General features: G+C 37.5%; 15 protein-coding genes. 2 read left to right on the top strand and 13 right to left on the bottom strand.

Features of this window, described 5'->3' with window-relative positions:
- Positions 1-4 precede the first annotated feature (4 nt).
- The 5 genes from H6F39_RS04140 to H6F39_RS04120 form a co-directional block, all read right to left on the bottom strand.
- Positions 5-2,095, bottom strand: a complete 2,091-nt coding sequence (locus H6F39_RS04140; RefSeq protein ID WP_190396290.1) for a TonB-dependent siderophore receptor — start codon at positions 2,093-2,095, stop codon at positions 5-7.
- 232 nt (positions 2,096-2,327) lie between these two features.
- Positions 2,328-3,602, bottom strand: a complete 1,275-nt coding sequence (locus tag H6F39_RS04135; protein WP_190396289.1) for an energy transducer TonB — start codon at positions 3,600-3,602, stop codon at positions 2,328-2,330.
- Between the two features lie 241 nt (positions 3,603-3,843).
- On the bottom strand, positions 3,844-4,182 hold the full coding sequence (petJ, locus tag H6F39_RS04130; protein ID WP_190371301.1) for a cytochrome c6 PetJ: 339 nt from the start codon (positions 4,180-4,182) through the stop codon (positions 3,844-3,846).
- Positions 4,183-4,387: 205 nt separating this feature from the next.
- The gene (locus H6F39_RS04125) at positions 4,388-4,882 is read right to left on the bottom strand and encodes a GNAT family N-acetyltransferase (protein ID WP_190371300.1); all 495 of its coding nucleotides are present in this window, start codon (positions 4,880-4,882) and stop codon (positions 4,388-4,390) included.
- Between the two features lie 110 nt (positions 4,883-4,992).
- Complete coding sequence (locus H6F39_RS04120) at positions 4,993-6,162, bottom strand: RpoD/SigA family RNA polymerase sigma factor (protein ID WP_137908575.1); 1,170 nt, start codon at positions 6,160-6,162, stop codon at positions 4,993-4,995.
- A gap of 1,054 nt (positions 6,163-7,216) precedes the next feature.
- Between H6F39_RS04120 and priA the strand changes: the two genes are divergently transcribed.
- Positions 7,217-9,685, top strand: coding sequence for a primosomal protein N' (priA, locus tag H6F39_RS04115; protein WP_190371299.1), 2,469 nt, complete (start codon positions 7,217-7,219; stop codon positions 9,683-9,685).
- A 302-nt stretch (positions 9,686-9,987) separates the two neighbouring features.
- Here the strand turns inward: priA and H6F39_RS04110 are convergent, their stop codons facing one another.
- The 7 genes from H6F39_RS04110 to H6F39_RS04080 all read right to left on the bottom strand — a co-directional run bounded on the left by H6F39_RS04110 (position 9,988) and on the right by H6F39_RS04080 (position 15,533).
- Positions 9,988-10,218, bottom strand: coding sequence for a type II toxin-antitoxin system MqsA family antitoxin (locus H6F39_RS04110; RefSeq protein ID WP_190396288.1), 231 nt, complete (start codon positions 10,216-10,218; stop codon positions 9,988-9,990).
- 33 nt (positions 10,219-10,251) lie between these two features.
- Positions 10,252-10,644, bottom strand: coding sequence for a type II toxin-antitoxin system VapC family toxin (locus tag H6F39_RS04105; RefSeq protein ID WP_190396287.1), 393 nt, complete (start codon positions 10,642-10,644; stop codon positions 10,252-10,254).
- Between the two features lies 1 nt (position 10,645).
- Positions 10,646-10,894 carry a DUF2281 domain-containing protein gene (locus tag H6F39_RS04100; RefSeq protein ID WP_137907041.1) on the bottom strand — a complete coding sequence of 83 codons (249 nt, stop codon included), beginning with the start codon at positions 10,892-10,894 and terminating at the stop codon, positions 10,646-10,648.
- Positions 10,895-11,442: 548 nt separating this feature from the next.
- A complete protein-coding gene (locus tag H6F39_RS04095) occupies positions 11,443-12,837 on the bottom strand; it encodes a serine/threonine-protein kinase (RefSeq protein WP_190396286.1) in 1,395 nt (464 codons plus the stop codon).
- Between the two features lie 92 nt (positions 12,838-12,929).
- On the bottom strand, positions 12,930-13,265 hold the full coding sequence (locus tag H6F39_RS04090) for a XisI protein (RefSeq protein WP_137907043.1): 336 nt from the start codon (positions 13,263-13,265) through the stop codon (positions 12,930-12,932).
- On the bottom strand, positions 13,253-13,669 hold the full coding sequence (locus H6F39_RS04085; RefSeq protein WP_137907044.1) for a XisH family protein: 417 nt from the start codon (positions 13,667-13,669) through the stop codon (positions 13,253-13,255). Before H6F39_RS04085 ends, H6F39_RS04090 begins: the two co-directional genes overlap by 13 nt.
- Before the next feature lie 412 nt (positions 13,670-14,081).
- On the bottom strand, positions 14,082-15,533 hold the full coding sequence (locus H6F39_RS04080) for a serine/threonine-protein kinase (protein ID WP_190396285.1): 1,452 nt from the start codon (positions 15,531-15,533) through the stop codon (positions 14,082-14,084).
- Between the two features lie 143 nt (positions 15,534-15,676).
- Here H6F39_RS04080 and H6F39_RS04075 point away from each other — a divergent pair, with 143 nt between their 5' ends.
- Positions 15,677-16,312 (top strand): Uma2 family endonuclease, encoded by a 636-nt coding sequence (locus H6F39_RS04075; protein ID WP_190396293.1) that lies wholly within the window; start codon positions 15,677-15,679, stop codon positions 16,310-16,312.
- Positions 16,313-16,625: 313 nt separating this feature from the next.
- Here the strand turns inward: H6F39_RS04075 and H6F39_RS04070 are convergent, their stop codons facing one another.
- Complete coding sequence (locus H6F39_RS04070) at positions 16,626-18,143, bottom strand: serine/threonine-protein kinase (protein WP_190396284.1); 1,518 nt, start codon at positions 18,141-18,143, stop codon at positions 16,626-16,628.
- Positions 18,144-18,160: the final 17 nt, after the last annotated feature.

The raw sequence follows: 18,160 nt of genomic DNA, 5'->3' as shown, positions 1-18,160 counted from the left end.
AATCTTATAAATTGGAACTTAAACCCACACGGAAAGTAAAACCAGGACTATAAATTCGATTAACTCGTTCGTACTGTTCACCTAATATATTTTCTAGGTAAAAAGTTAGTCCCAAATTTTTATTTACAGGAATGCGGCCACTAAAATCTAAATTAAAGAAAGATGGCGCAAAATCTGTATTTTTTTGTCCTGCATCATTGTTATTAAAAATAGAACGACGAGAACCACTATTATAAGTAGCATATAAATTACCCTCCCATCCATCTTTTTGATAACCAATGCCAGTTTGTAGCCAAGAATAGGGAATTAACCCTAATTGTAATCCTGTTTCTGTACCAGTTTTGATTTGAGCATCTGTATAAGTGTAGTTGAGAAAAGTTGACCAATTACGACTAACTTTTAATTGCAATGCTGTTTCTAAACCATTGGTATCAACTAAACCAATATTTTGCCATGTTCTTGTTTGAGTATTTACTCCCAAACGATTATCTAAACTACTACCAAAATAAGTAAATTGTCCTAACAGTTTTTCCGAGAATTTGACATCTACTCCCGCAGTCCAAGTAGAACCAGTTTCTGGTTTTAAATCCGGGTTAGGATTCCAATTATGAACCGTATCAAAAACATATAATTGATCTAACCCAGGATTGCGCTGCGCCCCAGACCAACTACCACGAAATGCTACCGTTGGATTAACAGTATAACGTAAACCTCCACTGGGATTAAAATAACTACCAAATTGACTATCAAAGCTTTGTCTTACACCTAAATCTATTTGGAAAGTATCACTAATTTTCCAGGTATTAACAGCGAATAAAGCTGTATTTAAAACGCTTCTATCTTCTCTTTCATTGTTAGCAATTCTCGCAGGATCTGTACTCAAAACATTGCCAATTAAATCGGTATTTTTTAGGTCTAAACCCCAGCGCAATTGATTATTTTGAGTGAGTTTCCATTCATGATCTATCCTGGTTTTGAATTGTTGTGTATCTAAAACTCCAGTTCTGTAAAATGTCGCTCCCGTTGGTCCATAAGTGCTAAAATAATCTCGATTGTAACCCAATGTAGTTGTTAAATTGGAATCTTCCCCTTTACCCAATTTAGTTTTCCAAGATAAACCAACATTTAAACCATCATGATCTAATCTATCTTTTTGTAAGGGGAAACCGAAATAAATTAAACCCCGACGGCTACTGAGGGTAGTCACATCTAAATTTAAAGAATTTTTAGGATCTAAATCTATACCCACACTACCAAAATAAGTGCTGGTAGCTGTATCTGCATTAAATAACTTTCCTTCACTATCTCTATTTGCAGCCCCGACAGGAACAGGATAACGGTTATCTATAAAGAACCTTTCAAAACTAAAATTGTATTTTACCTTATTAGTTGAACCACCATAAGTTAACTGTTGATTATTTAGATTCAATGAGCCAAATTCTAAACTTCCAGTTAATTTAGGTTTACCATAACCTGCTTTTGTGATAATATTCACAACTCCACCAAAAGCTGAAGAACCATATAAAGAAGATGCTGTACCACTATATAATTCGACCCTTTCAATAGCCTCCACAGGAATGCTATTTAAATCTGTTGCACCATGATAGGTACTAATATTTGTATTAATGGGTCTACCATTAATTAGAAATACAGATTGTTCAATGGAAGCTCCTCGATAATATGTTCCTGTGTGAATATCTGCACCATGTCCCACATTATTAATTGCAAAACCGGGCATTTTTTTCAAAACATCAGCAACACTAGTTGCACCCTGTTTTTTAATTTCTTCTTTCTCAATTACATAAGTAGGAGTAGATTCAGGAAGAATGTCTTTTTCTCCAATCGTTTCTAGAGATATATCTGGATCATTTGTAGGTGTTAAATCTCTTGGTGAATTGGGTTCTGTCTTAACTTCATTCTCTCCTGGTTGTTGAGTTAATAATTCAGCATTTGTGCTGGGTAATTCAATTTCATTTAAATTAGGAATATCTGACTTGACTGCATTTTTATTATGCTCATGATCAGCAGCTATAGAAGGAAATGCTACTAATAATTTCAACAAAGATACTGGTAAAACAAAGAATTTTCTATTCATATTTCTCAACTCACACCCGGTAATAACAATCACTAATTGAAATTTTCCCTATTAATAGCAACAGTGTCAAAAGACAAGCTGTCATAGTTGAATTAACCTTAGAAAATAAGAGGGTGACTAGAAGTCACTGCTACACAAACCAAGTCCGCCTACGCGGACTAATAGAAAATTACAGCACACATTTGGTCACTGAAATTATTGAAGTGTCGGCTTGCTTTTGTAACCGCGACTTCTAGTTACCCACACTAGGTTTTTCTCTTTGACGTTCTTGACGTTTACGGTAAAGTTGCGATCCTTTCATGATAAAATTAACTTCGGTTGTGACTGCTTCTCTTCCTCCCTCTTTAGGCGTTAACTTCCAGTCTTGTGCATATTTTTCGGCTGCTTCGTCTAGTTCGCTATCACCACTGGAACGAATTAACCGCACCTGCGTAATAACACCATTATTATCTGTATCAATAGCGATCAATGCAGTACCTTCTGCACCACGCCTCCTGGCTCTATCTGGGTACTTAATTTGACACGAAATACATTCTGCTGCAGGATTTAACTTAGAACTATTTTCTGTTTCGGGTTTGGGTGCGGTAGCTATTGGTTTATTTTCTGCTTCAGCACCATTACCATTACCAGTACCATTACCAGTACCATTACCGTTACCATTACCATTACCATTACCATTACCATTACCAGTACCGTTACCGTTACCATTACCATTACCATTCCTGTTCTGCGGTAACTGTGTGAAAACGGTAGGGTTTGCTGAGGGGATATTGTAGGGACTAATATTGGTTGGAGTTTCTGAATTTAATGGTGGGATATCTATTGGTTTTGTATCTGCTTGGGGTTGAGTAGACGGGAAGTTATTTGAGTTTTCATCTAATTTCTGTATTGGGTTGATTTTTGGTAATTTCAATATGGTCTCAGGTTGAAAATTCGTGTTTTCAATTGGGTCTATTTTTACAGGGTTTTCTATAGTCTCAGGTTGAAAATTCGTGTTTTTAATTGGGTCTATTTTTACAGGGTTTTCTATAGTCTCAGGTTGAAAATTCCTGTTTTTAATTGGGTTACTTTTTGGTAGTTTTGCTATTATTCTGGGTTCAAAATTGGTAACTGTTTGGGATGGTTTAGTGATAAAGTGATTGGTGATTTTTGGTTGGTACTGTTTAGCTATAGGTGGTACAAATGAATTGATTAGACTACTACCTTTTTCTATTGGTATGGAAATTTCTTCGCTGTTATTTCCACCACCGCTACTACCAGAATTGATCTTGACTGGAGATTTTATTTCTGTTGCTGGTTGAACAACTTTTTGGGGTATGGTTTCCAAAATTGTCAGTTCAATTGGTTCTTCTCTAATTTCCCTGACTCTGTGAAAAAACTTATTAATACTTAAAGCTAGTACCCCAATATGCAATGCTACTGAAACAATGAGACTATAGAAAAGAAAAGTTTTCAATGCTTCAGCTTCTTTTTCGCGCTGTTCTATGATAAAACCTGATAACCCCATATTTTATTACTAATTTTGATAATTAATTATTTATTTGATTGAGATTGAGAATACAGTAAAAAATGAAATGAATATGATTAATAGTCCACGCAGGTAGACTTTGTTTGTGTAGTAGCGATTGATTGATAATTGCTATCTACTTTGAAAACAAAGAATATACTAAATTAAGTTCAGTTCACTGCAAATATTTAGCGGGACAAAAAGCCCCGCATATTGTTAAGCCATCAAATCCGATGTAAACTTACTCCTTCCAGTCTTGATCAGCTTGTTCTATTACATAAGCAGCTACATCTTCTATTTGATCTGCTTTTAACTTCTTACCAAAAGCTGGCATAGCTCCTTTGCCCTTAGTAACCTGGGAAATAATTGCTTCAGCAGAGTACATATCGTACTTCTCCAAATCAGCCTTTTTCAAGGTTTTAGCACGATTAACTATATTTCCGCCACCAAGGTGACAAGAAGCGCAATTAGCCTTAAATAATTCTGCTCCATTGGCTGCATCTGCCGCTAAAGCGGGACTACTAAAAGCAACGGTGAAGATAGTTACGCTTAATAGTAATACGGAGATAATCTTTTTCATCAGGTGTTCTCTCTACAACAATGTCTGAGTCAGTGCTAATATCCTCTATAATTCTCATTTGATTTGATTGCATTAGTCAAACGACAGACTGTCAAACTTGGCTCTAATAATTGAGAATTGGAGATTAATTGGTTGATATTTTCAGGGTTTTGGCAAAATGTAAAATTATGTGAATGGAAATTGAAGACTGGCTAAAAGAATCTGTTTATTTTTGATTTGCTAATTGGGTAAGACCTGTTTCTGTCACCCGACAAATCCGCCAATCTTCTAAAATATCTGCTCCCAGATTGCGGTAAAATTCTTGGGCTGATACATTCCAATCTAAAACACTCCATTCTAAACGCCCACAATCCCTTTCTACAGCTATTTGGGCTACTTTGGTTAAAAGTGCTTTACCAATGCCTTGGCGGCGATATTCTGGGGAAACAAAGATATCTTCTAAGTAAATGCCTGGCTTAGTCAGAAAGGTTGAATAATTATGAAAAAATATGGCAAAACCTACAGCCTGACCGTCAATTTCGGCTATAATCGCATCTACATATTTTGGTGAACCAAATAAGTGATCTTTAAGTGCTTCTGCATTACCAATTACAGCATGAGATAGTTTTTCATATTCTGCAAGTCCTTGAATTAATTTAAAAAGCGTTTTTACATCACTAACTTGAGCAAATCGAACAATTAAATTAGTATTAGCAGTCATTAGTCTGTAGTCTCTAGTCTCTAGTCCACAGTTCGTAGTTTATATCCAAATGGACAAATTTTTTTAACCACTGACCACTGACCACTGACCACTGACTAATGACTAATAACTTATACCAACCATCCTTTTAAACGCTTGGCTATGTGGGGACGGCGTAACTTTCGCATGGCCTTACTTTGGATTTGACGGACTCGTTCACGGGAAAGATTAAACATATTACCCACCTCTTCTAAGGTACAGGGTTCGCTGCTGGTGAGTCCATAGCGCAGGGAAATGACATCTTTTTCCCTGGGGGTGAGTACGTCCCCTAAAACTTCCCAAATCTCCTGACGCATCATGTTTTCGTTCATTTTTGCTTCGGGAGACTGGTTGTCTTCATCTTCCAGCAAATCCATTAACTCAGTGTCTTCTTCTTTACCAACACGGTGGTTAAGGGAAAGCGCCTGTCGTCGTAGTTGCTGAAGTTGACGCAGTTGGTGAACCGTAATTTCCAAAGCTTCGGCCATTTCCGACTCCGTTGGGTTACGAGAGAGCTTTTGTTTCAGTTCCCGTTGTGCTTTTTTAAGTTTGTTAAGTTTTTCAACAATATGGATTGGTAAGCGAATAGTTCTGGCATCATTTGCGATCGCTCTTGTAATCGCTTGTCTAATCCACCAATAAGCATACGTAGAAAACTTATATCCTTTATCCGGGTCAAATTTTTCCGCAGCGCGGTTTAAACCCATTGCTCCCTCCTGAATTAAATCTAGAAAAGGGACACCACGATTTAGATATCGTTTCGCAATAGATACTACTAACCTCAGATTAGAACGAATCATTTTCCGTTTAGCCACTCTCCCCTGATACAGGCGGCTTTCCAGTTGTTTTTCCGTCATTTCTAGCTGGGAAGCTAATTCACCTTTACTGGGCTGCGCTCCTGATTCTAATTCTAAAGCGGCTTGTAATTCTTTAACTTCTTCTAAAAATCTCACCCGTCGCGCCAATTCCACTTCCTCATCAGGTTTAAGTAGTGGATAACGCGCCATTTCCTTAAAAAATGCGCCTACAGCATCATCATTTTCGGTTTTATTATATCCCGAAGGACGGGCCGCGGCCATGTCATCACCATTGCGTTCTTCTAATTCCAAGTTTTCGACAATTGAGGTATCTTCATATACTACTTGCTCTAAACTCTCCAGTGATGGTTCTTCATGATCGGTAATATTCTCCAATATTTCCATTGTTCCCAATTCAGCAAGATTCATAGTTTCCTTTAGGGATTGTTGCTTAGTTTGGTACATAATTTTATGACAATGACCTCTTTCAGGCTTGATAGTTTTCCCCTTAGGACAAAATACACCTTATCACTAGCAAAATGATCTCTTTTTGATCATTCCAGATTAGGAATGCAAATCAGTATTTGTCCATGATTTTATCTGTGGCTCGATACAACGTATAATCATTAATGGCTTTAGCATTCATAAGAAATATCTATTTTGTGAATACCAATAGACATATACTCCTTTCTTGTCTCAATTATTAAATATGTTAGCCCCCCCTTGATTATAACTTTAACAAATATCGAGGATGTAAATTAATCAGATCCTATACCCATCCTAAATGATTTGTGAAAAATTTTGTTGGTTGTTGCCTGTAGATATCCTCTGCGTAAAGCTCATAAATCAAGAAGAAATCATATATATTAAATTTTCGTGGCTTTTTGGCAAAGTTTACATTTTTTTCCGGTTTCAGTGAAGAGGGTAATTGAATAAATCGCCATTTTGGTACTAGAGTTATTTCTCTCTACGAATATTTACTAAATGATCCAAAATACAAAAATGGCAACTTAAAATCCGGACAATATTTACTATCTAAAAGCATCTCATCTCGAAAAAAAATTTAATATCTATCAACAGATGGAAAAACCCTATACCTGATTTGGTAAATTCATCTCTGGTTAATTAATAAGAGAATTTATCAGTTACTAACTATTTTCTAGACTATCAAGAAATTAAACTGTTTAATTAGCTAATTACCTCTTATCTATTACCTATTTATTATCATCTAATCCTATATCTAGCGATAGGTTTTAAAAAGAATTATCAACTTACACTTAATTGTTACTAAGCTAATGTAGATAACTTTATTTGCATACTTGACATCAAATACCTGTTGCAGGTATGCTACCAAATAATTGGTCTAGTAAACTACATAAGTTAAAGATTATCAAGTATTATCAATAATTTAAGTATTGTAAAATACTATTTACTTGTAGTCAAACCAAGGGATATAATCAATCAAGCCCGAAAAGAGCCAAGTGCATGAACAAAATATTTGTTTATAAATTCAGAAATTATGTATACTATTAATGCAAAATCATTTGTTATCGCTGTAGCTGAACCTGGAGGATCATATCAGTCTCAAACAACATTATCTCAATGGGTTGAAGTCCTTGTAGACTGTCCAGGATGTTCAGATTTATTTACCTATAAAATACCAGAACATTTACAAATCAAACCAGGGGATATTTTAAGTGTTCCCTTCGGTGGGACACAGGTAGGTGGTGTCGCTATTCGCTTATTAACTCAAACACCCGCAGACTTACCACCAGAGAAAATTCGTGAAGTAGAAGATGTTGTTAGTGAAGGGTTTTTTCCTAGTGGTTATTGGACACTACTCAATCGTGTTGCATCTTATTACTACACACCCCTAATTCAAGTCATTCGCGTCGCTTTACCACCAGGCTTGTTAGGAAAATCACAACGTCGTCTGCGCTTAACTCCCTTGGGTAAAGAAAATATTCCTGTTTACATAAGCCCTACAGCCCAGCAAATAATCACCCTCTTAAACAAAACCCCGACAGCAGACTATAGCTATCACTACATTCAGCAAAAAATTAAAGCCGCGTATCGGGGAATTAGGGAATTAATTCGTTTAGGACTAGCAGAAAACTATTTAGAACCGCCACGACTCACCCAACCGAAATTACAAAAAGCTGTCATATTATTAGATAATAATGATCACGATTTAACACCCCGTCAAAAAGAAATTGTCGAAGTTTTAAGACGACAGGGGGGAGAAATGTGGCAAAATGAGCTATTACAACTTTGTAGTACCAGCACTTCCACACTCAAAGCCTTATTAGATAAAGGTTATATAATAATTGAAGAAAAAGAAATATTACGTAGAGAAACAGGACCCGCAATAGCCGGAGATTGGGCGAAATCCTTAACACCAGCGCAAAATCACGCCTTAGAAACTATTACTTCCTTAACTGGATTTAGTAAAGTATTGTTACACGGGATAACAGGTTCAGGCAAAACGGAAGTATACTTACAAGCCATATCACCCCTACTTGAACAAGGAAAATCCGCCCTCGTCTTAGTTCCCGAAATTGGACTCACACCCCAACTCACAGACAGATTCCGCGCTAGATTTGGGAACAAAGTCCACGTTTATCATAGCGCCCTTTCCGACGGTGAACGTTACGACACCTGGAGACAAATGCTCACAGGAGAACCACAAATCATCATTGGGACTCGCAGCGCCATTTTCGCACCTTTACCCAACTTAGGCTTAATTATCCTGGACGAAGAACACGACAGCAGCTTTAAACAAGATGCTCCCATTCCCACCTATCACGCTCGCACCGTCGCCCAATGGCGAGCCGAATTAGAACATTGTACACTGATTTTAGGTTCAGCAACTCCCTCTTTAGAAAGTTGGGTAAGCAGAAATCAACAATATCTATCATTACCAGAACGCATTCACTCCCGGCCATTACCCCCCGTGGAAATCGTAGATATGCGTCAGGAATTGAAAGAGGGAAACCGGTCTATTTTTAGTAGAAAGCTGCAAGATGCTTTACAACAATTAGAAGCAAAGCAACAACAGGGAATATTATTTATTCATCGGCGGGGACATAGTACATTTGTATCTTGTCGTAGTTGTGGATATGTGTTAGAGTGTCCCCACTGTGATGTATCCTTGGCTTATCATCATGTAGAAGAGGGAGCGCCAGAATTATTACGTTGTCATTATTGTAATTATGGGCGCTTACATCCTCCCCATTGTCCCGAATGCAGTTCCCCTTATTTAAAATTTTTCGGAAGTGGTACTCAAAGGGTAGCGCAGGAATTAACCAAACAATTTCCCCACCTGAAAATAATTCGTTTTGACAGTGATACTACTAGTACCAAAGGTTCACACCGTCAACTCCTCACGAAATTTGCTAATGGTGAAGCCCATTTATTAGTAGGAACACAAATGCTCACCAAAGGCTTAGACTTACCTCAAGTTACCTTAGTGGGTGTAGTTGCTGCGGACGGACTATTGCATTTATCAGATTATCGCGCCAATGAGCGCACATTTCAAACCCTCACCCAAGTTGCGGGAAGAGCAGGAAGAGGAGAAGATCCAGGTAGAGTAATTATCCAAGCCTACACCCCAGAACATCCTATCATTGCAGCAGTGCAAAAACATGATTATCAATCTTTTGCCGAAGAAGAATTAAAACAAAGACAAACCCTTAATTATCCTCCTTATGGGAGATTAATCTTATTGCGGTTAAGCAGTTTAGATCCCATTCAAGTGCAAAACACAGCGCAAATTATCGCCACATTTTTGCAAGACAAAGCAGAATTTGAGATATTAGGACCTGCACCAGCTAACATATTACGAGTAGCCAACCGTTATCGTTGGCAGATATTACTTAAATTTGCTGCTGACACATTACCAAACCTACCAGACTGGATAGAAGTGCGATCGCTTTGTCCAAATTCGGTTAGTCTAACAATTGATGTAGATCCGATTAATATAATGTAAACTTGAACCTCTTACCTCCGTGTCCTCAGTGCCTCTTTTGTAGGGTGTGTTAGCGACAGCGTATAGTTATATAAGATTTAATTTATTTTGTCTCAGGATGTGATTGGATGATTTTTGGTGGGAACTTGGGGATTTTTCAGGATGTTTTTGAATGATTGTTTTTGAATAATTTAAACCATCTATAAACTACCATCCTGTTAATCCTTTAATCCTGGATATTATCTCGACTTACTTCGACAAGCTCAGTACAAGTCGCTCGATAACCACCTGATTTGTGACAATTAACCCATTCCTAACAAATTCTACGCACTTAAACTTACAACATCTATAAAACGTGCAACTGCAAGATTTTTGCGATTGAGTTTAATTTTTTCAATTTTATGTAATGTTTCTGCTTTTATATAACTTTCACCGCAATGAGGACAACTAATAATAGGTAGATTTTTAATTATTAGTAATTCTTCTCCTTTCCCATAAGTTCTGGTAACGTTGCGGATATGTACACCTTCGCTATTACAAATGTCGCATTTCATATTTCTGTTACCTAATTTTAAACTTGATTATAGTTAATACCAGTCCACAATTGTCATTCCTGAAACTCTGGAAAATTCATTCACATTGTGAGTAACTAGAGTTGCTTGTAATGTGACAGCTATTCCAGCAATTAAAACATCCATTGGACCTATAGGAGTTCCTTTTTGTTCTAAGTCAGCGCGAATTTTAGCAGCAGCAAAAGCAGCATCTCTATCAAAATCAACTAAATTAATGCGGTTTAAAAGTTGTTGCAGTTGTTGGGTGCGTTTTGCGGGTGAATTTGATTTAGCAATTCCTACTTGTAATTCAAAGAGAACAATTGTAGGAATTAAAATTTCTTGGTTTGGTATTTTAGCGAAATTTGCAGCAACTTGTCCCTGACCTTTAAAATAGTAAATTAAAGTGTTGGTATCTAAAACATACATTTTAGAAACTCTCCCTTAAAACATCTTCTCCTGTACTGCTGCGAATTTCTTCTAAACTGGGAAAATCATCTTTCCAAGTTCCAGCTAGTGAATAAACTAATTCTTCCCAAGAGAGATTTTGAGAGTTATTGATATTTTGATTAGTGTTGAGGTGTTTATTACGGATAAATTCTGCAAAGTTGAGAATTTCTTCAGCTTGTGCTGGGGGTAGGGTTTTTACAATTGCGTAAATTTGGTCAGCTATTGTCATAATTTTTTGTCTGAGTTATTCGGGATATTGATTTTATCTGTGATGTACTAATATTTTAATTTGTCTGATAGCGAAGCGTGGCGTTAGCCATATCAGGATGTCCAGGATTTGAGGATTTACAGGATGTGATTGGATGATTTTTGGTGGGGAGTTGATGATTTTAATTTGTCTGATAGCGAAGCGTGGCGTTAGCCATATCAGGATGTCCAGGATTTGAGGATTTACAGGATGTTTTTGGATGATTGTTTTTTGGAACTTGGGGATTTTTCAGGATGTTTTTGAATGATTGTTTTTGAATAATTTAAACCATCTATAAATTACCATCCTGTTAATCCTTTGATCCTGGATATCCTGATTTGTGACAAATGCAAATTTCATCACCAAACAAACCATCTATAAATTACCATCCTGTTAATCTTTTAATCCTGGTTATCCTGATTTGTGACAAATACAACTTTCATCACCAAACAAACCATCTATAAATTACCATCCTGTTAATCCTTTAATCCTGGCTATCCTGATTCAGACTTAATAATTTTCTGTACCCCTTAAATGTTACAGTCTACAAGTCTCGACGCGAGAGAAGAACCACAAAACAAAACCCCACCATAACCCCAAATAACAATCCCAGCAAATCGGGGGAGGTGGCCTTCTGGTGCTTTCTTGTCAAAAGTAATATCTGTGTAGTACAACCAGTCCCCTCCTTTTCTCCATCCTACCTTGTCCCCGAACTTCTCCCATATTTCCCTATTATATTCTCTCGTTCCACCAAAACCTTGATAAATTCGTTTCTGCACAGAAAAACCAAATTTACCATCACTGTATTTTACCCACAACTGGTCAATGGTACGAAGGTCTGCACAGGGAAAATTATCAATACTTTTATCATCTAACCAACCTTCTTTTTCCCGCTTCGCAACCACTAACATTACCCGTGCTGTTTCCTCGTCTGCTTCTTTCCATTTCCCTTGTGCGAGGTAGTCACGCAGTTTGCTGTAGTCCATTCCACAGGATGATTTTAGTCCCCCCTCCTCGCTTGCGGGGAGGGGGTTAGGGGGTGGGGTTCTTACTTCCCTTGCGGGGAGGGGGTGAGGGGGTGGGGTTTTTACCAAACCCAAATTTTCCCGAAACTTCAACACAGTCTGAGTCCGGTTTTCCGGTTCTATTTCCATCCCGGCTAAAATAGCATCATTCACCCTTTGACTAATGCGAGAATTATAATGTCTTGGCGCTGGTAAAGGTTCATCATCATATTTCCGGTTTTGTGCGGGTACGGGACTAAATTCACCCTCTTGGTTGAGTCCGTCAGCCGTGAGCAGATAATATAAAGTAGCAGCTAAAGCATAAACATCGGTATGGGGTCCAAAACTCCCTTTGCGACGATATTGTTCAATAGGTGCATAACCTTCCGTTAAAGAAGCAGTCATACTTTTAGTAGCAATACTGCGAGTTAAACCAAAATCAATTAAAACCGCTTCTTGTTTATTTTGACGTAAAAGAATATTTGCAGGTTTAATGTCCCGGTGTAAACTTCCCTTAGCGTGAATATACTCTAAAGCCTGACCAATTTGATCTATATATAATAGTGCTTCGCTTTCGGCAAGTTGTCCCTTTTGTCGAAGATATTGAAATAAAGTTACTCCATCAATATATTCCATCACCACGCCAAAAAGCTCACCTGCTTGAATGACTTCATGGACTTTGAGAATATGCTGATGATCAAAACCTTTAATTGTCAAGGCTTCGTTAATAAACTTAACCTGTTGTTCTGCAAAGTCCTCTTGCAATTGCATTTGCTGGTTGAGGGTTTTAATGGCGTATAATTTACCCGTGCTAGGTTCTAAGGCTTTGTAGGTAGTTCCAAAACCACCACTACCCAAGGGTTTACCTTGAATGATAAATCTACCGTTATTAATTTGTTGCCCTGGTTGCCAAATAATCATACCCTTGTAGATATGGTAAAGATTAATTGAATTATATCATGGTAGTTATATCATGGCGTTGGTTAGATTCCCGACTTCTTGAGAAATAGAAATTAAGCTACCCCATAACCAGTATAAGGACGTTTGTATGGTGGTTGTAAACCAAAAACAATATCCTCTTTTGGTACTCCCATATTAACTAATTCTTGAGCTAAATCTGTTTCTGTGGTATTTTGTTGAATCCAGATTTTGTTATTCTTAATGTCAAAATGAATGATGCTGTAATAAATTCTTTGGAATCCATTCCATCCTACATACATTAATTGATAATGATCATTATTTGTATCAAAAATTAATTCATTATCTATTTCATCATATTTTGGTTTGTATTTGCCATGTTCTTTGAGAATGGTTTGAATACATTGACGATAATGTTCTAAATTTGCCATTTGACAATTACCTCCGCTATTGGATCATATACTATAATTTTAATGTTATATTTTTCTACTGCTATTTTAGCAAGTCGAGTTTGAAAGAAGGAGATATAAGTATCATTGGGAACTGCTAAATATAATTCTCGTTCTGATTGAGTTTCTTCTAAAATAATTTGATAATTGAGAAATTGTCCTAATGCTGTATGAAAATCACTTACGGGAGAATTGCTTGCAAAACTCTTGATTTCTATAGCAATTTTTTCCTCTCCTTTGTCTGCTGCTATTAGTCTTTCTGCACCTAAATCAATTTTAAGTTTTGTTTCCTCAAGCTGAATTTCTAAAGGATCATGAGTAATTAACCATTGTTCTTTTAATAATGCGTTGACAACTGCTTGATGAAATAAATCTCTTGCTGACATAGTTATTTAGGATTTAATTTATTTGTCTGATAGCGAAGTGTGGCGTTAGCCATATCAGGATGTCCAGGATTTGAGGATTTACAGGATGTTTTTGGATGATTTTTGGTGGGGAGTTGGTGATTTTTCAGGATGTTTTTGAATGATTGTTTTTGAATAATTTAAACCATCTATAAATTACCATCCTGTTAATCTTTTAATCCTGGTTATCCTGATTTGTGACAAATGCAATTTTCATCACCAAACAAACCATCTATAAATTACCATCCTGTCAATCCTTTAATCCTGGTTATCCTGATTTGTGACAAATACAACTTTCATCACCAAACAAACCATCTATAAATTACCATCCTGTTAATCTTTTAATCCTGGTTATCCTGATTCAGACTTAATAATTTTCTGTAACCCTTAAATGTTACAGTTTACAAGTCTCGACGCGAGAGAAGAACCCAATCCCACCACCATACAATCCCCACACCCACAAATACAAAATATTCATTTCCCACAATTCCCGCCTACATTTAAACAACATTGGGAGGTGGCCTTCTGGTGCTTTCTTGTCAAAAGTAATATCTTTGTAGTACAACCATCTCTCATTCTTATCTTTGTAGTACAACCAGTTCCCTCCTTTTCTCCATCCTACCTTATCCCCAAACTTTTCCCAGATGTCTGAGTTATATTCTCTCGTTCCACCAAAACCTTGATAAATTCGTTTCTGCACAGAAAAACCAAATTTACCATCACTGTATTTTACCCACAACTGGTCAATGGTACGAAGGTCTTCACAGGGAAAATTATCAATATTTCCTTCATTCAACCAACCTTCTTTTTCCCGTTTCGCAACTGCTAACATTACCCGCTTTGTTTCCTCGTTTGCTTCTTTCCATTTCCCTTGTGCGAGGTAGTCACGCAGTTTGCTGTAGTCCATTCCACAGGATGATTTTAGTCCCCCCTCCTCGCTTGCGGGGAGGGGGTTAGGGGGTGGGGTTCTTACTTCCCTTGCGGGGAGGGGGTTAGGGGGTGGGGTTCTTACCAAACCCAAATTTTCCCGAAACTTCAAAACCGTTGGAGTCCGGTTTTCCGGTTCTATTTCCATCCCTGCTAAAATAGCATCATTCACCCTCTGACTAATGCCAGAATTATAATGTCTTGGCGCTGGTAAAGGTTCATCATCATATTTCCGGTTTTGTGCGGGTACGGGACTAAATTCACCCTCTTGGTTGAGTCCGTCAGCCGTGAGCAGATAATATAAAGTAGCAGCTAAAGCATAAACATCGGTATGGGGTCCAAAACTCCCTTTGCGACGATATTGTTCAATAGGTGCATAACCTTCTGTTAAAGAAGCTGTCATACTTTTAGTAGCAATACTGCGAGTTAAACCAAAATCAATTAAAACCGCTTCTTGTTTATTTTGACGTAAGAGAATATTTGCAGGTTTAATGTCCCGGTGTAAACTACCTTTAGCGTGAACATATTCTAAAGCCTGACCAATTTGATCTATATATAATAGTGCTTCGCTTTCGGCAAGTTGTCCCTTTTGTCGAAGATATTGAAATAAAGTTACTCCATCAATATATTCCATCACCACGCCAAAAAGCTCACCTGCTTGAATGACTTCATGGACTTTGAGAATATGCTGATGATCAAAACCTTTAATTGTCAAGGCTTCGTTAATAAACTTAACCTGTTGTTCTGCAAAGTCCTCTTGCAATTGCATTTGCTGATTGAGGGTTTTAATGGCGTATAATTTACCCGTGCTGGGTTCTAAGGCTTTATAAGTAGTCCCAAAACCACCACTACCCAAGGGTTTACCTTGAATGATAAATCTACCGTTATTAATTTGTTGCCCTCGTTGCCAAATAATCATACCCTTGTAGATATGGTGAAGATTAATTCAATTATATCGTGGTAATAATATCATGGCGTTGGTTAGATCCCCGACATCTTCAAGAAGTTGGGGATATCGGATGTTATAATGTTAAAAAATTCAAATTATAAGGAGTGGCAATGATGTTGTTAGAATTAAAGCGCATTCATGTACCACCAGGACAAAGGGTTATATTAGAAAATGTGACTTGGAAAGAATTAGAAACAATTATTGAAGAATTGGGAGAACATCGGGCTGCGCGAATTGCTTATGATAGGGGAATATTAGAAATTATCAGTCCTTTACCAGAACATGAATTTGATAAAGAAATTATTAGTGATTTAGTTAAGGCTTTACTTGAAGAATTAAATATTGAGTTTAGATGTCTTGGTTCTACGACCTTTAAAAATCAATTTATGGCACAAGGTATAGAACCTGATCAATGTTTTTATATTCAAAATGAAGCTGTAATTCGGGGGAAAAAAAGATTGGATTTAACAATTGACCCTCCTCCAGATTTAGCTTTAGAAATTGATATTACTTCCCGTACCCATTTGAATATATATCAAGGTTTAAAAGTTCCTGAAGTATGGCGGTTTGAAAACGGAATTTTGCAAATTAATATTTTACAAGATGGTGTTTATGTGGAATCTAAATCTAGTTTAAATTTTCCTAATTTACCTTTAATTGCAGTTATTCCTCAATATTTAGAAAAAAGTCGAACTATAGGCAGAAATGCGACATTAAAGGCTTTTAGAAGTTGGGTAAATATTGGATAATGATTCTAACAATTGAGAGATTCAGATCTCCGACTTGTTTTATTAATCTTATCATTTACTAACATTAATTATCTGAGAAATCGGGTAACTTTAACCACAAAATAAAATCCTGTAAATCCTGAAATCCTGGGGTATCCTGATTTGTGACAATATTAATGGTGCGTTACGTCGCGTAGTTAATTTATTTGTATATTTTCTCATCTTTTCGCGCTCCTAATGCACCCCACAAACTGTACTACATCTTTTCTGATTTTTTGACTATTCTCAAGTACCAGGTATCGAAAACCCAGAACCGGCAAGACTTTGTGGAAAATTACCTGTTTATAATTCGTAATAGTAACCATCTCAACTTACAAGTCTCAACGCGAGAGAAGACAGCACCAGACCCGCAAAGAGAAGACAGCACGACCTCCCACCCCACCCCCCACAACCAACCCACGTTCCGCGCCTTACCAGGTCTCACCGGGAGGTGGCCTTCTGGTGCTTTCTTGTCATAAGTAATATCTTTGTAGTACAACCAGTAGCCTCCCTTTCTCCATCCTACCTTGTCCCCGAACTTCTCCCATATTTCCAAATTATATTTTCTCGTTCCACCGAAACTTTGATAAATTCGTTTCTGCACTGAAAACCCAAATTTACCACCACTGTATTTTACCCACAACTGGTCAATGGTACGGAGGTCTGCACAGGGAAAATTATCAATACTTTTATCATCTAACCAACCTTCCTTTTCCCGCTTCGCAACTGCTAACATTACCCGTGCTGTTTCCTTGTCTGCTTCTTTCCATTTTCCTTGTGCGAGGTAGTCACGCAGTTTCCTGTAGTCCATTCCACAGGATGATTTTAGTTCCCCCTCCTCGCTTGCGGGGTGGGGGTTAGGGGGTGGAGTTCTTACTTCCCTTGCGGGGTGGGGGTTAGGGGGTGGAGTTCTTACTTCCCTTGCGGGGAGGGGGTTTAGATCTTGTAAAACTTTTTCAGCAGACTGATAACGCTGTTGAGCTTCTTTTTGTAATAGCTGATCTAAAATTTGCCCTAATTCTGAACTCAGGGGTGATTGTAAATGATTACGCCATTCTTTTACCCATTTATAACCATCTTCCTGCCAAAGTTGCCAAGGGTGAACTCCTGTTAACAAATGAAAACAAGTTACACCAATACTATACAAATCACTAGCAGGATATACTTTACCACCCTGCATCTGCTCTAAAGGCGCGTATCCAAAAGTACCAATTGATGTGCCTGTTTTCACCGTTCCCTGTAATTGCTTGGATGCGCCAAAATCAATTAATATAAATTTGCCATCACTGCGACGACTCATGATATTTTCTGGTTTAATATCCCGGTGAATAATACCTTGGTTATGAAATACTGTGAGAACTGGCAATAAATCCTGTAATAAAGTGCGGATTTTTGACTCGTTGAATATTCCCTGATTTTCTAATTCTGTGAGTAAATTCTCACCATCAATAAATTGTTGTACCAAATACAGGCGACTATTTTCTGTAAAATAGGCTAGTAAGGCGGGAATTTGGGGATGTTCACCGAGTTGTTGTAATTGCTGTGCTTCTTGTAAAAATAATTCTGTAGCTTTTTTTAGTCCCGCTGTTCCCTGGGTTTGGGGTGCCAGTTGTTTAACTACGCACTTTTCGTTTAATTTGTCAATATCTACCGCTAAATAAGTTTTAGCAAATCCTCCACCACCCAAGGGTTTAACTGGTTGATAGCGGTTTCTCAACACTACTAAGGGAACTCCGCAGTTGGTACAAAATTTGGTCTGTTCAGGAAGGGGTGGGTTATGACACTCCGGGTTGAGACAGCATATCTGGTTCATAGCTGGGTGGTGGTAGA

Source organism: Dolichospermum sp. FACHB-1250 (assembly GCF_014696335.1).
Classification (GTDB): domain Bacteria; phylum Cyanobacteriota; class Cyanobacteriia; order Cyanobacteriales; family Nostocaceae; genus Dolichospermum; species Dolichospermum planctonicum.
Note: the sequence above shows the minus strand (reverse complement) of the source record. Positions and strands in the feature narration are given on the sequence as shown.

What these genes read in the sequence shown, in the direction of transcription:
- H6F39_RS04095 (WP_190396286.1), bottom strand. Translation starts at nt 12,837, where the DNA reads ATGATTATTTGGCAACCAGGGCAACAAATTAATAACGGTAGATTTATC.
- H6F39_RS04125 (WP_190371300.1), bottom strand. Translation starts at nt 4,882, where the DNA reads ATGACTGCTAATACTAATTTAATTGTTCGATTTGCTCAAGTTAGTGAT.
- H6F39_RS04070 (WP_190396284.1), bottom strand. Translation starts at nt 18,143, where the DNA reads ATGAACCAGATATGCTGTCTCAACCCGGAGTGTCATAACCCACCCCTT.
- H6F39_RS04100 (WP_137907041.1), bottom strand. Translation starts at nt 10,894, where the DNA reads ATGACAATAGCTGACCAAATTTACGCAATTGTAAAAACCCTACCCCCA.
- petJ (WP_190371301.1), bottom strand. Translation starts at nt 4,182, where the DNA reads ATGAAAAAGATTATCTCCGTATTACTATTAAGCGTAACTATCTTCACC.
- H6F39_RS04105 (WP_190396287.1), bottom strand. Translation starts at nt 10,644, where the DNA reads ATGTATGTTTTAGATACCAACACTTTAATTTACTATTTTAAAGGTCAG.
- H6F39_RS04090 (WP_137907043.1), bottom strand. Translation starts at nt 13,265, where the DNA reads ATGGCAAATTTAGAACATTATCGTCAATGTATTCAAACCATTCTCAAA.
- priA (WP_190371299.1), top strand. Translation starts at nt 7,217, where the DNA reads ATGTATACTATTAATGCAAAATCATTTGTTATCGCTGTAGCTGAACCT.
- H6F39_RS04080 (WP_190396285.1), bottom strand. Translation starts at nt 15,533, where the DNA reads ATGATTATTTGGCAACGAGGGCAACAAATTAATAACGGTAGATTTATC.
- H6F39_RS04120 (WP_137908575.1), bottom strand. Translation starts at nt 6,162, where the DNA reads ATGTACCAAACTAAGCAACAATCCCTAAAGGAAACTATGAATCTTGCT.
- H6F39_RS04075 (WP_190396293.1), top strand. Translation starts at nt 15,677, where the DNA reads ATGTTGTTAGAATTAAAGCGCATTCATGTACCACCAGGACAAAGGGTT.
- H6F39_RS04110 (WP_190396288.1), bottom strand. Translation starts at nt 10,218, where the DNA reads ATGAAATGCGACATTTGTAATAGCGAAGGTGTACATATCCGCAACGTT.
- H6F39_RS04135 (WP_190396289.1), bottom strand. Translation starts at nt 3,602, where the DNA reads ATGGGGTTATCAGGTTTTATCATAGAACAGCGCGAAAAAGAAGCTGAA.
- H6F39_RS04140 (WP_190396290.1), bottom strand. Translation starts at nt 2,095, where the DNA reads ATGAATAGAAAATTCTTTGTTTTACCAGTATCTTTGTTGAAATTATTA.
- H6F39_RS04085 (WP_137907044.1), bottom strand. Translation starts at nt 13,669, where the DNA reads ATGTCAGCAAGAGATTTATTTCATCAAGCAGTTGTCAACGCATTATTA.